Below are 18,180 nucleotides of genomic sequence, written 5' to 3' on the forward strand. Positions count from 1 at the left end.
TGTTCTCCATACTTCATTTTCTATGGTGATTACCCAAAAGTTATGTAACTTTTTTTTATAAAACGAGTCTACTTAAGAAAATATAACTTTACTGGGAGTTCTAATAGTAATGAAGTTACTTATCAAATATTATGCACATATAATTTGATAAAAAGCTGACTTCATTACCTTTAAAATACAGTACGATGGGGGTTATACATAAGGATTTATCAAGTAGCAATGAGTTTGATAGAAAATGTTCATGGAGATTTGGAAATAGCCTTTTCTTTCTATGAAGCTTTTGAAGGAGAGGGGTTAGCACTCTAGTACCGAATTCAACTCTTTTCGATAAAAATCCCACATTTTAGGGTTTTTTCGTGTTAAGATGTTAAAGACTATGGAATGTGAAAAAGGAGATTAGCATGTTTAAGAAACTTAGGAATACATGTATTGTATCGGCAGTTGCTTTGGCTACCATTTTGCCTGGACAAGCATCTGCTGCAACAGCTATTAGTAAAGATGGAATTCAGATAAAAAACAATGTTTCGATTACGATAAATGGAGAGACGATTAGTGTCTATGACCCTATCTTAAATAAATCGGATTTCTTATTATTACCGATGCGTGCATTATATGAAGCGATTGGTGCGAATGTGGAGTGGAATAAGGATACATTGACAGCGTCAGCTACTCGAAATGGTAAGCTTGTCGATTTAACGATTGACTCTATGAACGCATTAGTAGATGGGGAAGAGGTGGCGATGGATGTCGCACCGTTTATGTATAAGGACCGAACTTATATGCCATTACGCTTTGTCAGTGAAAACTTTGATGGCACTGTGAATTGGGACCCCGATACTCAAAGTGTCGATATTACGCTATCTGATGAAACACCAGAGCAACCTCAAGAAAACCCATATATTTTACATATTAATAATCATCGCATTGTGATGAAAGATCCAATTGTGATGAAGCAATCAAGATCCTACATCCCAGCGAATTATATATATGAATACCTTGATGATTCAACAGGTATGTGGCTACCAGATAACTCTTTTGAATTACAAATAGCTGGCATGAGCTTTGTTTTTAAGGATAACAGTAATCAAGTTTTAGTGAATAATGAAGTTGTCACTTTAGAAGAGGTTCCTTTTGTTCAAAAAGGGAAGATGTACGTTCCTATTACCTTTGTAGTGAATGCATTAGGCGGAAACTTGCGTTATATAAGTGAAAAACGAGAAATGTATTTATATGTCTATCATTATATGTATACAAGCTCTTTCCTTGAAAAATCATTTGGCTCAACAGCTTATCCAGAAGCCGTTCCTTCTGCTCGTTTAGAGGGAGATCGTGATTTATTTATTAGTGACAACCCAGAAACTTTAACACGTAAATTAGTTCCTAAATCTAATGCTACGCTTGCACAATACGATGTTAATGCAACAGCAGCAACGAATAAGCACCGTATCTTTGGTTGGCATTATAACACATTAGGGACAGATGTGAAGCTTGGGATTACGGTTCAAAATAAATCTACTACAGAGAGTATTAAGGTAACAGAATCGAAGGGCATTAACCAAAAAACTGGGAACAGCTGGGTAGGCCACGATATTGGTTTAACGATTGCTGATGCTGTTTTAAATAACAAGCTTCAAAGATCAACAAGTAAAGGTACTGTGATTGAACCAGGAGAAACAAAGGTTATTGAAACATACGATTTAGAATACGACTATATCATTGGTTTTTTACATGATTTAGATATCCAAGCGGCTAACGGTGGAAAGCCAGAGTATACAATTCGTACAGTGCTTACAAAGGATAATAGTGACTTAAGAACGATTCAATCAGAGCAGGTTGCTGTTGATGAATATGCTAAACATCCAAGGGGTGCTTGGCCAAGTGCTACAATTCTAGCAGAGCTACCAGCTTATACAGTAGATTCTCCAGAGGTAGGCTATAACATTTCTAACGGCCGTACAGATCATTTACAAACGGCTGAAAATTCCTTCTCGCAAATCAATGGAGCAGTAGGGAATCCAGGTCATTTTGGCATGAACTATAAGGTGTCGATTCCAGTGGTGAATTCATCTGGCACATCAAAAACGATTAAGATGAAATTAGCTGGTCGTGGTGGTTTATATAGTGGTGCTATTAAGGTCAATGGCAAAGTATATTTAGTGCCTTCTTTACGAGTAGGAACAGAATATGTTGAGCTGCCAGAGTACACAATTGATGGTTCATCAGGAACAATTGAATTAGAACTAATGCATGCTGGTGGTGTCAATCTTCCAGTAGCTATCTATGTAGGAACAAAATAAAAAAGTCACTGGCACGGGTCATGTGACATGAGATCGTGCCATACTTTGAATATATTCGGAGTGAAGAAATTGGCAAGAAAACTAGTAACAATTATTGTAGCCCTATTTGTGCTTATACTAACAGTTAGCCCAATCAATGGACAAGCAGCTGGTTTAGGCAATAAAGTCAGTGAAGTTAAAACGGAGGTTTCACCACAGGTAACACATATACAGCAAAGCTATACTTCAGGTTCTATTCGTGAGTTTGTAAATGTTTTAGATGTTAATTTAAATAATACATATACAAAATTAGAAATCGGTATGCCCAATCCTATTAATTCATTAAAAACAACATCAGCGATGGCAAAGCAAAATACGTATGATGGACATCGTGTTGTGGGAGCTGTCAATGCTTCTTACTTTTTAGGTAATGGTATGCCCGCGAACTTGTTAGCGGAAAAAAATGAAATAGTGAACTATGGTATTTTAGGAGATACGTATGATAGCCCAACACAAAAACCAGTTGCGTTTGGTTTATCAAAATCAGGGAAAGCCATAGCAGATTATTATACAACAAATCTAACGTTCCAAGTGAATGGCAAAAGCTATCCTATTGATCTCATTAATAGTGAACGAGGAACGAATAAAACAGTTTTATATACACCTGAAAAAAGAACGACAGGTACGAATACATGGGGTGTAGAATTAGTGGTGACAGGTGCTAGCCAAGATACAAATGTCTTGCATTTTGGCGATCAGTTTTCAGGCACAGTTTCGCATGTAACAGCCTATGGGGCAGAAGGTAACTCATCTGTACCAGCGGATGGCTTTGTTATTTCTGTTCAAAATAAAGAGTTAGCTGCTGAATTAAGTACAATTACTTCAGGCACGAATGTGGATGTAAGCTTATCCATTGATCAAAAATGGATGGATGCTCAATTCATTTTAGCTGCTGGACCAATGCTAGTGCGAAACGGCAAAGTTGATATTTCGATGCCGACGAATTCTGGCTTTGCTTCAACACGTAGTCCACGTACAGCAGTTGCAGTGGATGCCACTGGTACGAAGGTATCTCTTGTAACAATTGATGGTCGCATAAGCGGTCACAGTAATGGGGTTAATTTATCAGATTTAGCTTCTCATTTAATTTCAATGGGCGCTTCTTCGGCTATTAACTTAGATGGAGGCGGCTCTACAGCGATGGTCGTGCGTAATCCAGGTGGCTATTTCGCTAACCTAGTGAACAGACCATCAGAGGGCAGTGAGCGTCGTGTATCAGCCATTTTGCAGGTTGTGAATACAGCACCACCAGGACAAGCAAAATCGATTACATTAAGTAGTGTAAGTCAAGTAATGAAAGGTTCGTCTGTAGATATGCAGGTAGCAAGTGCCTATGATCAATACTTGAATCCGATGACGATCAACCCAGCCAATATGAAATGGACTGTGGAAGGAAATATCGGGAAAATGGATGGGGCAACCTTTACTGCTACACAAAAAGGTGAAGGGAAAATTATCGCAGAATATGAAGGAATCCGTACGTCTACACCTGTAAAAGTAATAGACTTAGCAGAAAAACCTATCGTACTAGATAGCTTCGATAATGCGTCATCTTGGACAACTGAAGTGGCAAAAGCCAATGCTTCATTAGCAAACTCTAAAGAGTATGCTAGACAGGGAACTGCTAGCTTACAATTAAACTATGATTTTACGACAGCGGGCACAGGCACAAAAGCGGCCTATATGGTTGCTAAGACACCAATTGCTATGACAGGTCAGCCTAAAAACATCGGTCTTTGGGTATTTGGTGATGGCGGTAAGCATTGGCTAAGAGGTGTAGTTGTTGATGGTTCTGGCGCTAAGCATACGATTGATTTCACAAGTCAGGGCGGTTTAGACTGGAATGGCTGGAAGTACGTTACGGCGAATATTCCGAGTGATTTAGCGCAGCCATTGAAATTTGAACGATTATATGTTGCTCAACCAACAGCGTCTCTTCAAAAGAAAGGGCAGCTATACTTCGATCAATTACAGGCTGTCTATAAAGATAATCATGAGGAATTAATTTATACAGATGTTGCAAAAGGACATTGGGCATTTTCTGAAATCCAAAGCCTAAACAATAAATCGCTTATTAAAGGGTATGCCAATGGAACATTTAAGCCAGAAGCATCGATTACTCGTGCAGAGGCAGCGACAATCATTGCTAGAGCTTTAAATCTAACAACGACGAAGGATTCAAGCTTTAAAGATGTGAGTAAAGGCCACTATGCTTACAGTGCCATTGCTGCCGTAGAGCAGGCTGGCATTATTAAAGGGCAAGAAGCAGGGAAGTTTAATCCAAATGGACAGCTTTCACGTGCAGAAATGGCTGCGATTTTAACAAGAGCGTACAAATTAACAGGTACAAGTAAGGTAAGCTTCACAGATGTTAAATCAACACATTGGGCATATAGCAATATCCAAGCACTTGTGGCGAATAATTTAACTGGAGGTTTCCCAGACAATACATTTAGACCAGATGCACAAATTACACGTGCTCAATTTGCAAGCTTCTTAAATAGATGCTTATCATTAAAATAATATTGATGAATCCCCTGTAGCTACTACAGGGGATTCGTTCGTAACAAAAAAATCCGCCTAGCTCATAAGAGAGCGAAGCGGATTTTTTATTTAGAATACAATGTATTTCACATATTGTTTCCAAGTTAAATCTTTAAAATGGCTCCATTGTATTTTCTCAACAGGCAACGTGCGGAAGGTATAGGCTGCAATATTACGTTTCTCATTAGAGAGCATTGGCGTGCCTTCCTCTACATAGTCCATAAAAATAGCGGATTTCGCTGTGTTAAATTGCACATTGATATCGATCAGCTGGATTTTGCCCTCCTGATTGATAATATAAAGCTTTTTATTCCCTTTTTTAGTCGTCGCTAGCCACGATTTATCGACTTTGTAAGAATCGAATGCTTCATTGACAATAATGGATGCCTTGCCTGTAGTTGAAAATGGGATGTCCTCTAATGGAGCATCTTGCTGTAACGTTACTTCATAATTTGTTGGCTGTGGTAAAGCTGCTGTTTTAGCTAGCTCATTTGCCCAAAATGTATGATCATCTGTAGCGATCATTTGTTTTTCTAAAACCACACCTGATAAGGCATCTTTAACATGTTTGACTTTAAAATCAACGGTTTGGCCTTCCTGTACCTTTTGCCATTCCATTTCTGATAAATAGGCATACATTGCTTTTTCATTAGAATAGATTTCAAACGTTACTGTACCAGCTTCTTCTTTAATGGCAGATACGATACCATCAATAGGGCTGACAATGCCCTGACGAGATTGAATTTGTGTAATTTGTGCTTCAATTAGCGCAATTTGACGATTTGTTTCGGCAATATGTCGATTTAGCAGTGCAACGGCTGTCGATGCTGAATTTTGTTGAGCAAGCTCTAATTTTAGCGTAACAGATAGTTTATCATTGATTTGGTCCGTATTAATCGAGCTTTTCGGATTAGAGCCATCTCCATATTCATCCTCAATTTGGTCGAGTGCATCCTGTAAATCACTTAATTCTGTTTCATAGGCAGTACGTTCGGATTCAAGCTTTGTTATCTCTTCATCTACCTCATCAGTTTGATAGGTAGCAAGCAAATCATTCATCATCACTTCCTGACCACGTTTTACATTCACAGCCGATAAGCTAGTTGCATCAGCGGTAATGGTGAACGTTTCAGCAGGTGCTACAATCGTTTCTTTATTGACACGCTCAGTATTTGTGCCGATATAGGCTTTTTGAAACTCGTTGATAAAGTAGGATCGTGTGATGTTGCTATCATTCTTGAACACTAAATAAGCATTTATACCGATTACTAGCATCGCCAACACAATGGTCATACTTGTCCATGGTCTTGCTTTGATAAATGCCATCATCCTAACCCCCTAGCAATCCATTCTTTTATTGGTAGCACACTAATCATCCCAACAAATAAGGCCATAAATAGTTGTACACCAATCAATTTGACTACTAATATTTTTCTACTAGCTGCTTCCTCCCATTTAGATAGGAATAGATACTGCACAATAATGATTAAAACGGTCGTTACTGTCAATTGGTTGATGCTAAATAAGACGAAATCTGTTTCAATCACCTGTAGGGCAGCTGGAGCTAATGAGAAGAATGAAAACATTGTTGTATAGCCTACTGCGTAGAAAACAGCAAAGAGAATTGCTTTTTCGATTAATAAGAAGGCAACAACATAAAGCTGGACTTTTTTAATCCAAGAGTAAGGAATGTCCGTTAATAGATGTAATAGATAGGTAACCCCATAATAATGGAAGCAAAAATAGACGATTGCCCATAATACAGCACCGAGCATGGAAAGTACGCGTGCTACAAAATAATCATTTTGTTGATCCATTGCGAATAGGGTCGTTAAATTTTCCGTCCCCATTCCCCAATATTCGCGTACAGCATACAACAGGATAAATAAAATAAACACTGATAATACGCGTTTCTTATATCCGATGACCTCACCTTCCTCTACTATGTTTGTAAAGTAGGTAGGATTTTTTAAGCTATGCCAGAACTTATAATGGTAAAACATAAACAGCGTCCTTTCTTCCAAAATAGGATTTCAAAGTTGTAGTATACACCTTGTAAAAAGATTATGACATATGAAATTAGCTGTTTTTTTTCATTAATTTCGTAGAAAAAAACATATGCCGTCATTACATGTCGGTTGATGTAAACATCACATAAATCTATTGTATAGTATAATTGAAATAACTTCCTGTTTTTCTAGCTAGTAAATTTGAAAAAATATTTTTGATACTCATAATTTTGTAAATATACTAGAATGTCTTGAAAACATGATATTTATACCGATACTAAAGTAATGATTATCAATTACACTTTGCTGTAATTACGTCCGGATTTTTTCGAGCTTGCTCGAAACGTTTTTTTTCAAAATCTGTGACATCCGCCAGAGGTATTGGGGCTACATGATGCTGGTCACACACCTTCATTACTACAAGACGCACCACATTTAGACGGTGTTCCCTTATTTCGGTGGGCATTTAATTAATCGATGAAAAAAGTAAAACAAGAATTTAACTCTGTCTAGTGGAAGGGGATAAATTCTGAATCAAGATAATTGAAAATGAACATAATCATTTTCCCATACATAAAAGATGAAAGGGTGGTTCGATTGAATCGAAAATTGACAGCAGGGGTCATAACAAGTCTTTTACTTGCACCTACGGCTATAGCAAATGCACAGGAAAATGATGCGCAAACTCGTGTGACACCACAGACAGAGCAAGTTGGCTATGCCAACGTGGTAGCAGCTGCTACGACAAGAGAGCAGCTCATTGCAGAATTTGGTAAGTTATCTGAAATTTCTTCAGGTGATGAGATGGTGATTGCAGAAGGAAATCTCATTGTTGTACAAAATTCTGGAGATTTTAATGCTGATGAAAAAGCAATTATAAAAGCGAAGTATGAATATGTAGTAAAACATCGCGAGCTATTAACAAAGCTTAAAGGAATGGGCAATAAAGTTAATGGAATTTTGTATTCAAGTAAAACGTTTTTTGAAGAAGTTGAAGCTGTAAATGACGAATATGTTAAATTTTTAGGAGAAAAAGAACCAACAGATACAACATCCTATCTATATGTACAAGCTCAATTTAAACAGGCCGTTGATACAGCGCTTATAAATAACGCAAGTAGTATTGCTCCTACTATGCGTAACTCGGTGTTGCAATATGGTTATGATAAGGTAGCACGTGATGCGTATTTTGGCAAAAAAGGACTGGACGTTGGAAAACTATCAAAATTAGGTAAGGATGTAGAAGCTACTGAATTGATTGCTAGCGAGCTAGTGGATTTAGTTAATTTATTGGAGAGTTCTGCAAATTTTGAAGATATTTCGACTGCACTAAACAGTTTTACAACTGGATATAATACCTTAACTGCAGATCAAAAGAAGGTGGTTGAAGCTTATAATCCAAACGATGCTTCCGTAACGCCCTTCAAAAAATATAAGGACGCTCTAACGAGTCAGTCTGCTGTAGAAAAAGTTATTTTAAGTATTAATCAGCTGAAAGCAAAACAACCATCTGAATTCACATCAGCAACAAATTTCATTAGTGCGGTATCGTCTGTTGAAAAAGCATATAACAGCCTTGATACGGCATCAAAAAATTTGGTGACAAACGCTTCTATACTTGAAGAGTATAAAAAAGCGGCTGAAATTTCCAAGCGAATTTCAGCACTACGTGTATCAAGTGATGCTGCTTATCGTACAGAAGTAGCTTCAATTAAAGATATTTATGATAATCAATTAACCCTAGAAAAGGGATATATAAAGAATGCGGCTGATTTTGAAATAGCGGTCGCGAATATTGCTTCTGCACAACAGATTGAAGGACTCATCTTGGCAATTGCAGGTGCTTCAGATAAAGTACAAGCAATTAAAGATGCTCGAACTGCTTATGATGCTCCTCCAGCACCATCTGGAACAACAATCAATGCGGCAAATGTCAAAAAAATTGTTAATAATCTAGCAGAGTTAACGAAGTGGGAAAAGGTTTATAACGCGTCTTTAACTGTGGAGAAATTAATCGATAGTATTGATCCAACAGCTTCTACTTTTGAAAGCAAGACATTAGCTGCACAGGCTGCTTTCAATAAGCTTGGAGAAAGTGAAAAGACGTTAGTTCAAGGCACAAATAAACTGACTCTGTTTTTCAAATATGCGGATGTATCGAAAAAAGTGAATGCACTAAATTCTTCTGTGTCTGACTACAACGCACAGCTTGCAACATTGAAAAATGCAGTTGCTGCTTTAGATGCATCGGGCAGTGAATATGCAGCAGCGCTTGATAATATCAAAGATAAACTCAATGAAAAATTAACAGCTCTTACAAACGAAGCATCAGCAGTAACAGATGTTATGAGCAAGATCGACAGTTTAAATACATCATCTAATCTCGTACAGGATATGCTAGATGCCCGTTCAGCTTATAATGCACTACCATCAGCAGCAAAAAGTCGTGTAACGAACATTAAAGTTTTAACAGATTTTGAAAAATCACATAAAGCTGTTGTGAATGTCATCTCACTCTTTGAAAAACTTGATCCATCTTCTAAAAGCTATATTTCCAAAGCGAAGTCAGCTTTTACTGCTTATGCAAAGCTAGATGACAATAATAAAGTATATGTAAAAAATTACAAGGATTTAAAAGATATAGTACCAGTTGTAGATGTCATTGTTCAAATTAATGCTTTAAATCCTTCTAAAAAAACGTATAAAGTGGATGTAACAAAAGCAACAGAGGCATACGCGGCATTAGCAGATGCAACACTTCAAGGAAAGGTTGTCAATTATGCTGACCTAATAAAAGCACAGGGGTATATCGATACAGCCAAAAACTTTGATGCCCATGTCGCAGCATTGGCGAATGAGAATCCTGACACATTTGTCAAAAAGGTAGCCGACCTAGCTGCAGAATATAAGGCGATGGATAAAAATGTTAAAAAGCTGGTGGAAGAGTACAAAACGTTAAGTGCGTATGAAAAAAACAATAAGGCTGTAGTAAAGGTTATTCAAATGATTGATGCCTTAAACCCAACAAGTAAGGATTATACGAAAAAGGTACTTGCTGCACGCAAAGCCTATAATGCGCTTGATACAGTATCACAAAAACGAGTGACGAACTATGATAATCTGACAGCAGTTGAGGATGTAGCTTCTTTGATTGGTCTTATTGCTTCATTAAAGCCAACGAGTAAAACATTCTATCAGGATATGAAAACAGCTCGTGAGCTTTACGATTCACTACCTGAAGCGAAACAACAAGCTATCATCAACTATGATGCTCTGGTGGCAGCAGAAAATGAACAGGGCTTAGCGCAGAGCGTGATTGAGCTTATTAATTTAACAGAAGAACAAGATGCAGACTATTTAACGAAGCTGATGAATGCACGAGTAGCCTATGATAAGCTGTCATCGAATCAAAAGAAATTAGTGACAAATATTAAAGATTTAACAACACGTGAAAAAGCGGTTAAGCCGATTTTAAGTGTGATGGTTCAAATTAATGAACTAGATCCAGAAGCGCAAAACTTTGTTAGTAAGTTTAACGCCGCACGTAAGGCCTATGACAAACTATCAAAGGATCAGAAGAAATATATTGATAATATTGATATACTCTTAAAGTTTGAGCCCGTTTCTAATGTGATGGAATTGATTAGCAAACTAAAATCTTCTAATAGTACATTCCTTCAGGATACATCACGAGCCCGTTCATTGTACGATGCACTGCCTGCTGATTTGCAGCAATATGTGACAAACTATTATTTATTGCAAGCAGCTGAGTCTAGTATTTTAGGTGCTGGGAATGTAATGCAGATGATCAATGACTTACCATCTGTTGATCCAAAGCAATATGTGAAACGTATTCAAGAGATTCGTGCGGCTTATAATGCTTTACCAAAGGATCAGCAGCGAGCTGTACAAAATTACAGAGTGCTACAAGATCAAGAGAAGCTAATTAAGCCTGTTATTACTGTGGTAGAGGATATTGACCGACTATTAACAGCCAAAGATATGAACAGCCAGTATCAAAAGATTTTAAAAGCCTATGATAAGCTCAATGCCGATCAAAGACGCTATGTCTATAACGACCAGCTATTGCTATCATTAGACAACGTGATAAAAGTTTATAATAGCATTGCTAACTTGAATCCGAAGGATAAGTTCTACTTTGGTATGATCGAAGCGGTGCGTAGAGAGTATGATAGCTTGAATACAATAGATAAACAGCGTATTTCCAACTACTCTATTTTATTAGAGGCAGAGAAAAGCATGGCTGACGTCAAGAAAGTGGTTGAGTTAATAGCAGGACTTTCACCAAGCTCGCCAACCTATATTGAAGATGTGGCTAATGCAGTTGCTGCTTATAAAGCGCTGGATTCAAAAGTACGAGGACAAGTCATCAATGAGGATGTATTAAAGCAGGCTGAAAAAGATGTGGCAGCTGTTTTGAAAGTTGTCCAAGCCATTGGCGGCATTGATCCAGAAAGCTCATCCTTCGAGAAAAAAGTATTAGCTGCTCAAAAAGATTATAGTAATTTATCGATTGAGCAACAGGGGTTAGTTTATAATTTCCGCATTTTAGAAGAATATCTAAAAATGATACAATAGTCTGACGAAAAAGGAGTTTCCCCAATGAAGATTGCGGGAAAACTCCTTTTATAACGAGAAAATAATGGTTCTACTTATAAATTTCCAAAAAAGTGAAACTATATCAGATGAAATTCGTATCTTATAATGTGCTTACTTATTTTTATTGCATCATGGATACATATTCATTTGACAGAGTGAGGAGGTAGCCCTGTTGAAAAAAATACTTTGTATAGTGGTCCTTTCAATAGCTGCAACCATAGGAAGTTTAACTAATTCAAGTCAGGTAGAAGCTGCATCTGCAAAAGCTGTAGATGTGACTAGTTCATATTGGGCAAATGCTTCCATTCAACATATGCTCACTAAACAATATATGACTACATATAACGATCATACATTTAAGCCTGAGCAAGCTATTACGAGGGCTGAGGCTGCCGCTACCATTGCTCGTTCTCTCCAGGTAAATGTAGACATTGCGAATTCCGCAAAATTTAAGGATGTTCCTGCAACACATCCATATTACAAGGAAATTTGTCAGCTCGTTCAGCTAGGTGTTATTCAAAAAGGTGATGAATTTCATCCAGAAGAGCCTTTGAAGCGAATGCAGGTAGCGAAAATGCTAACACTTGCCTATCAGTTTAAAGTAGATAGCAAAAACAACAGCCAGTTTGCAGATATTGCTAGCACACATTGGGCAAAGGACTATATCGAATCCTTAGCAGATATAGGCATTGTTAGTGGAGTGGATACAAAACATTTTGCACCGGACCAATTGGTGACGCGTGCACAGTTTGCTGTTTTTGTTGAGCGCAGCATAAATTTTCAGCAAAAGATAAAGAAGCTGGAAGTAGCCTATGATTATTTAGCGAAGCAATATATCCCAACAAAAAACCTTTCTACAGAATGGTCTAAAAAGGTCATTGAATTAATCAATGTGGAAAGAAAAAAGAATAAGCTAGAAACGGTTGTCTATGATCCAGAGCTGACACAAATCGCGATTATCAAAGCACAGGACATGGTGAATCGCCATTATTTTGAACATGTTTCTCCATTTTATGGTGCACCTTGGGATTTAGCGACATTATTTGATTACGATTACACAAGCTTTGGCGAGAATATTGCCAGAAATATAAAAACACCTGAAATTGCTGTAAAGGCGTGGATGGCTTCCACTAGTCATCGAGAGAATATTTTAAAAGAACATTATACAAATACAGGTGTTGCGATAGCACAGGACATCAAAGGAAATTACTATTGGGTTCAAATGTTCTCTAGTCAATAAGTTGTTGTGTAACAAAGAGTCTCTAATATTACAGGAATGTTACGAAAGATCCAAAATACGATAAAAAAATTTCCTTTTGAACGCTGGAAATACCACCAAACGTTGGTATTACAGCGTTTTTTTGCTGTCTAAAACCGTTACACAATTGAAAAATAACAATCGCTTTTTTTGTGATAGTCTATGTATAGGCAAAAAAGTTTTGAGAGGGGTATAACAAAAGTATGAATAAGAAATGGTTATTACCGATTTTTGCATCTTTTATGTTATTTTCAACAGCTCATATAAACACTGCTGAGGCAGCGACTAAAGCAGATGTAACTGATACAGCTTCTAAATACGTAGGTATTCCATATAAATACGGCGGTACAACAACAAGTGGTTTTGATTGCTCTGGCTTTACTTCTAAAGTATTTTCAGATTTAGGCATTCAATTAAATCGCACATCTGGCTCACAGTATCAACAAGGTACTGCAGTAGCGAAAAGCGATTTGCAAGTTGGCGATTTACTATTTTTCAATACAAGTGGTAGTGGTATTTCACATGTGGCTATATACATAGGTGACGGTAAAATGATCCACTCTCAAACTGGTCAAGGCGTAAGTTATTCAAGTGTGAATGATCCATACTATTGGAGCTCTCGTTATGTAGGTGCTAAACGCGTTGCGACATTTGATACACAACAGCAAGCAGAAGTTAAACAAGCAGCAATTGACTTTTCAGTATATGCTTCTCGCGCAGAGGTAGCTGTCCAAATTGCGAAAGCTTTGAACTTAGATACATCTGATACAAATGCTGGTTTTGTAGACGTAAAACCATCCAATGCCCATGCAGGTGCAATCGCAGCTGTGGCAAAACTAGGCATCTTTGAAGGCGATGCGAATGGTAAATTCAACCCGTCTTCACCAATTACACGCGCACAAATTGCTAAAGTATTAGTGGTAGCATTTGGCCTTGAAAACAATGGTGGAAGTGTAGCATTTAGCGATGTACCTCAAAATAGCTGGGCTAATGGATATATTTCGACTTTAGCATCAAATGGTATTACAAATGGCGATGGAGAAGGTAGCTTCGGTTCAGATGAGTTACTTAAAATCGACCAACTAAAAGTATTTATCAAACGAATTCAACAATAAGTTCATAAAGTTAACACTTTAATTGTGTTATAGATTGCAAGAATTGATCTTTTGAATAGCGTATAATGGAAGAAGGGTTTGCAATCGCAGACTCTTCTATTTTTATGATAATTTTGTAGGAAAGGGTGTGACTTGGAAAATTAAATTTTAACAGTTCTATTGTCTGATGCATTATTTAGCTAATTTTGTTAAAATGGACACGTTAAGAGAACAAGAAGGGAGGAAATAAGACATTGAACATCAAAAAAATTAGTCTTATCTTGTGCGTCTTATTGATTTCGGCTTCTATGTTTACGATACATAGTGCAAGTGTCAGTGCAGCTACCAATTCAAATATAACATTTGAAGATGTCACTAAAACACACCCAGCCTATGAAGAAATCAATTATTTAGTAAGTTTAGGTGTTATTCAAGGATACTTTGTCAATGGTAAAAGAGTATTTGGCCCAAATAACAATGTAACAAGAGGACAAGCTGCTAAGATGGTTGTAGTTGCTTCAGGTAACAAACCATTAGTTGTTAATAAATCAAGCTTTTCAGATGTTACAGTAGGCACTGAAATGTCAGGTTACATAGAGCGTGCTGTCCAATTAGGATTTTTCGACAAAAATATAAAAGGTGAATTCCTACCAAATAAGCCTCTAACTCGTGGAGAAATGAGTTATGTATTAACAAAGGCATTCAATTTAGATACTAGTGAGTATGAGGGAATTGACTCACCATTTACGGACGTAGCGATTACACATGAATATGTGAAATACATTAATACCATCTATTATAATGGTATTACGAACGGAACGGGTGATAAGTATTTACCAAATAGTACTGTAACACGTTCACAATTTTCTTTATTCGTTGCACGTGCAAAAAGTGAAAAATATCGCTTAGAATTACCTGTAAAAGGTGTACAAGTGCCAGATACATCACAAGTGATTGGCTTAGTAAAAGTTACTACAGAGGGGTTAAACATCCGTAAATCAAAGGATTCCTCTTCTAGTACTAACATCGTAGGTAAAGTCAATACAGGCGGTAAATTATCAGTATATGCAGTTGAAGGCAATTGGTTAAAGGTAACTTATAAAGGTGCATTTGCCTATGTTTTTAAGCAATACACTGAATTTTTAGATGCAGATGGCAATGAGCTAGGAGCAGTCGAAAAAGAAGTTACGACAAATGGTGCTGTAAACTTATATGTGAAGCCAACATCTTCCGCAAAAGTAATTTCATCAGTTAAAGCCAACGAAAAACTACCAGTTTACAAAACAATAGGTGGCTATTATTTAACACAAGTAAATGGTTTGCCAGGTTATATTGTAGCAAACAGTACTACGGATGCTACTGGAGAAGTAAAACCTAATCCGGATCCAACACCACCACCAGCTTCTGGAGATGTATTAGGTAAGGTAACGGTTGCTAACCTAAATGTGCGTAGTCAAGGTAACTCAACTTCGCCAGTGCTATTTAAGCTGAACAAGGGAGAGTATGTCCAAGTTAATAGCATTAATGGTTATTGGGCAGAAATCACCTATAATGGTCAAACAGGATATGTTCATAAATCCTATTTAAAACTATTAAATCAAACAGCTAAGCCTTTACAAAATCGTATTATCATCCTAGACCCAGGTCACGGTGGTAAAGATCCAGGTACTGTAAAAGGTTCTGTTTCTGAAAAAAGCATTACATTAAAAGTCAGCACACAAGTTAAGCAATTACTAGAGAATGCTGGTGCAAAAGTTTATATGACACGTACTGGTGATACGTATCCATCATTACAAGATCGTGTAGATTTTACACAAGCAAACTATGGTGAGATTTTCGTTAGTGTCCATGTTAACTCTGCTGCCAATGCGTCAGCACAGGGTACTGAAACATATTATGCAATATCTACAGGAGATATGTATCAAGAGGACATCGATTTAGCTACATTTGTGAATAACCAAATTGTTAACAATTTAAATATGAAAAACCGTGGTGTGAAGCAAGAGCAATACTACGTCATTCGTAACATGGTGATTCCATCTATTTTAGTAGAGCTAGGATTCTTAACGAATACAGAGGATCACAATAAAATGACGAATGATCAATACGTTAAATTATTTGCAGAATCTATTTACAATGGTATTTTGCAATATTATAAGAAACAATAATAGTTGAAGAACGATTCCAAAGGGGTGCTATCTTTTGGGATCGTTTTTCTTACTTTATACATACCCGCATTCGAAAAATACAAACAAATCTATAAAAAATGGCTGCCTCGTTTCTTAGGAGGCAGCCATTTACTATTATTTCACGGTATTGATGAATTTAATATAATCCTTACTAATATAGGCAGGTTCAGTGGGTAATTTATCTGAAACAACTTGATACCAACCATTTGCTCCTGTATCTGTGACAATGACGGGCATATTACTTTTGCTAAATGTGAACAATGGACTTTGACTTGTTGATGCGTCTGCACGAACATTTAGACCAGCTGTTGTAGTTAGGGCAATTTTATAAGGGTTATTTGCATCTTTAAAGCCTAAAGCCTTTTCTGCACGATAGTAGTGTCCAGCAATTTTAGCGCCCCAGAATGGATCTGAAGCGTATTTTACATTGAAACCGATAGCCTTAGAACCAACCACTGCACCATTCGTATAACGTCCTCCTGGTGTAATATAATTTGGCTGTAAGAACCTTTCAACAAGCTCATTAATGTTTGCACCAACACTATCAAACTTTTTGTTTAGTGGGTTTGTGTCATAGACATATAAACCAAATAGATTGTTCAAGTTTTGTGCGTGATCACTCATACCATAAGCACTCTCATGCTGTGCTAGAGATAAAATAAGCATAGCATTAATATGGGCATTTGCTTCTACTTCCTTTAACACAGAGCCTAAGCCAATTAATTTACTTTTTGTTGTTGCATCCTTATAAATGGTAGCACCTGAGCTTTCAACTTCCGCTAATTTTTGCAAAATATATTGATCTAGCTCTTCTGCTGTATATTGAGTTGTCGCACGAGCGGGTAGGAATTGATAGTAATTATAGCCTTCTCCTTTTGAAGAACCATTGGCATTTGTAAAATTAATGCCATCCCAGCTAAAGTATTTTTCGCCTTGCTTCATAAAGCTAGGAGCCTTACCGTACACGTAACTAGAGGAATACTTATTCGTTTTATAATCATATAGGGTATGCTTGATTTCACCATTTTCATTTGAATAGAAAGAACGCCCCTTCACTAATGCAGAAGGAATTAAGCTAACGTCAGCCTGTTTTAAATAGCCTACATGACCAGCTAAGCGTACTTTTACTTGTGTGGCATCACTGCCTAGATACTCCATTTCTGTATTACCAGCAACAGCGATTTGATCCTTAATTGTTTCAGAGTTCAGTGCAACGTAATTATTCGTTACAACATAACCCGAAGTCATTTTTATAATTTTATTATTTTGAGTAATCACTAACGAATTACTTGTCATCGCTTTTTCAGCTGCTTCAAAGGTAGGAAGGCTTTGCTTGTCTACTAGATTGCCATTTGAAATTTCTTTGATGATATATGCTGTAGTATTACCGTTATTCCCAGTATTTTCGTTGTTACCAGCGTTTCCATTATTATTGCCATTATTCTCTGAGTTTCCGTTGTTTTCGTTATTCTCAGTACCCATTTGATCGGCAAGAAGAATTAAACGTAGAATGAATGTTGAAGCTTCACCGATAGTGGCATTGTCTCTAGGTAAAAACATGCCATTAGAGCTTCCTTTAATCAGTCCTAATTGTGCACCAATGGCAATATCCTGACGGAAATCTTTAAAAATAGTGGCATTGTCTTTAAACGTAATAGAAGAAGTACCTTTTGGTATTTTTAAATAATCCACCGCTCTAATTAGCATAACTGCCATATGCTCTCTTGAAATGCGTGCGTCAGGCTTAAAAGAGCCATCTGTATACCCTGTGATAATTCCAGCAGTAGCGGCAAGCTTAATTTCATTTGCATATAAATAGGTGTCTGAGACATCTGTAAACGTCATGTCGCTTTTTGTACCTAAATCTAAAGCTTTTGCTATGTATGTGGCAAATTCACCGCGTGTAACCGTGTCATTTGGACGATAGCTGCCGTTTGCATCTTTAATCAATGCATCTTTAGAGATTAAATAACGCAAGCCACTTTCGTGCATATGGCCTGATAGCTCATCAGCATTGGCCGATTGTGGTTGCCAAATGACTACACTAATAAGCATCATAAGCAACATAAAAATTGATCGTTTTTTCATAGTTTTACCCTCCTAAACTGATATCATTTTAACAAAGTTATA

At 37.1% G+C, this 18,180-nt stretch carries 9 protein-coding genes; 6 read left to right on the top strand and 3 right to left on the bottom strand.

Going from position 1 to position 18,180, the window contains the following annotated elements:
• Positions 1-401 precede the first annotated feature (401 nt).
• Together MHI04_RS02980 and MHI04_RS02985 are read left to right on the top strand one after the other, a co-directional pair.
• Complete coding sequence (locus MHI04_RS02980) at positions 402-2,297, top strand: stalk domain-containing protein (RefSeq protein WP_342535332.1); 1,896 nt, start codon at positions 402-404, stop codon at positions 2,295-2,297.
• Between the two features lie 60 nt (positions 2,298-2,357).
• Positions 2,358-4,859, top strand: coding sequence for an S-layer homology domain-containing protein (locus MHI04_RS02985; protein WP_231745126.1), 2,502 nt, complete (start codon positions 2,358-2,360; stop codon positions 4,857-4,859).
• 90 nt (positions 4,860-4,949) lie between these two features.
• Here MHI04_RS02985 and MHI04_RS02990 read toward each other — a convergent pair whose 3' ends face one another.
• Together MHI04_RS02990 and MHI04_RS02995 are read right to left on the bottom strand one after the other, a co-directional pair.
• On the bottom strand, positions 4,950-6,209 hold the full coding sequence (locus MHI04_RS02990; protein ID WP_340809933.1) for an HlyD family secretion protein: 1,260 nt from the start codon (positions 6,207-6,209) through the stop codon (positions 4,950-4,952).
• Complete coding sequence (locus tag MHI04_RS02995) at positions 6,206-6,883, bottom strand: hypothetical protein (RefSeq protein ID WP_058845006.1); 678 nt, start codon at positions 6,881-6,883, stop codon at positions 6,206-6,208. Before MHI04_RS02995 ends, MHI04_RS02990 begins: the two co-directional genes overlap by 4 nt.
• A 594-nt stretch (positions 6,884-7,477) precedes the next feature.
• Here MHI04_RS02995 and MHI04_RS03000 point away from each other — a divergent pair.
• The 4 genes from MHI04_RS03000 to MHI04_RS03015 all read left to right on the top strand — a co-directional run bounded on the left by MHI04_RS03000 (position 7,478) and on the right by MHI04_RS03015 (position 16,029).
• Positions 7,478-11,488 carry a cell wall-binding protein gene (locus MHI04_RS03000; protein WP_342535757.1) on the top strand — a complete coding sequence of 1,337 codons (4,011 nt, stop codon included), beginning with the start codon at positions 7,478-7,480 and terminating at the stop codon, positions 11,486-11,488.
• A 193-nt stretch (positions 11,489-11,681) separates the two neighbouring features.
• Positions 11,682-12,749 (top strand): S-layer homology domain-containing protein, encoded by a 1,068-nt coding sequence (locus MHI04_RS03005; protein ID WP_036124284.1) that lies wholly within the window; start codon positions 11,682-11,684, stop codon positions 12,747-12,749.
• A gap of 221 nt (positions 12,750-12,970) precedes the next feature.
• Entirely contained in the window at positions 12,971-13,882 is a 912-nt protein-coding gene (locus MHI04_RS03010) for a C40 family peptidase (RefSeq protein ID WP_036124282.1), read from the top strand.
• 233 nt (positions 13,883-14,115) lie between these two features.
• Positions 14,116-16,029, top strand: coding sequence for an N-acetylmuramoyl-L-alanine amidase (locus tag MHI04_RS03015; protein WP_089932944.1), 1,914 nt, complete (start codon positions 14,116-14,118; stop codon positions 16,027-16,029).
• A 135-nt stretch (positions 16,030-16,164) separates the two neighbouring features.
• Here MHI04_RS03015 and MHI04_RS03020 read toward each other — a convergent pair whose 3' ends face one another.
• Positions 16,165-18,138: an S-layer homology domain-containing protein gene (locus tag MHI04_RS03020; RefSeq protein WP_342535333.1), complete on the bottom strand. Its 1,974-nt coding sequence runs from the start codon at positions 18,136-18,138 to the stop codon at positions 16,165-16,167.
• Positions 18,139-18,180: the final 42 nt, after the last annotated feature.

It is taken from the genome of Lysinibacillus sp. FSL K6-1151, assembly GCF_038630755.1.
GTDB lineage: Bacteria > Bacillota > Bacilli > Bacillales_A > Planococcaceae > Lysinibacillus > Lysinibacillus fusiformis_D.

Excerpts from the sequence above, each read along its gene's own strand:
- MHI04_RS02995 (WP_058845006.1), bottom strand. The coding sequence starts at position 6,883 with ATGTTTTACCATTATAAGTTCTGGCATAGCTTAAAAAATCCTACCTAC.
- MHI04_RS02980 (WP_342535332.1), top strand. The coding sequence starts at position 402 with ATGTTTAAGAAACTTAGGAATACATGTATTGTATCGGCAGTTGCTTTG.
- MHI04_RS03010 (WP_036124282.1), top strand. The coding sequence starts at position 12,971 with ATGAATAAGAAATGGTTATTACCGATTTTTGCATCTTTTATGTTATTT.
- MHI04_RS02990 (WP_340809933.1), bottom strand. The coding sequence starts at position 6,209 with ATGATGGCATTTATCAAAGCAAGACCATGGACAAGTATGACCATTGTG.
- MHI04_RS03020 (WP_342535333.1), bottom strand. The coding sequence starts at position 18,138 with ATGAAAAAACGATCAATTTTTATGTTGCTTATGATGCTTATTAGTGTA.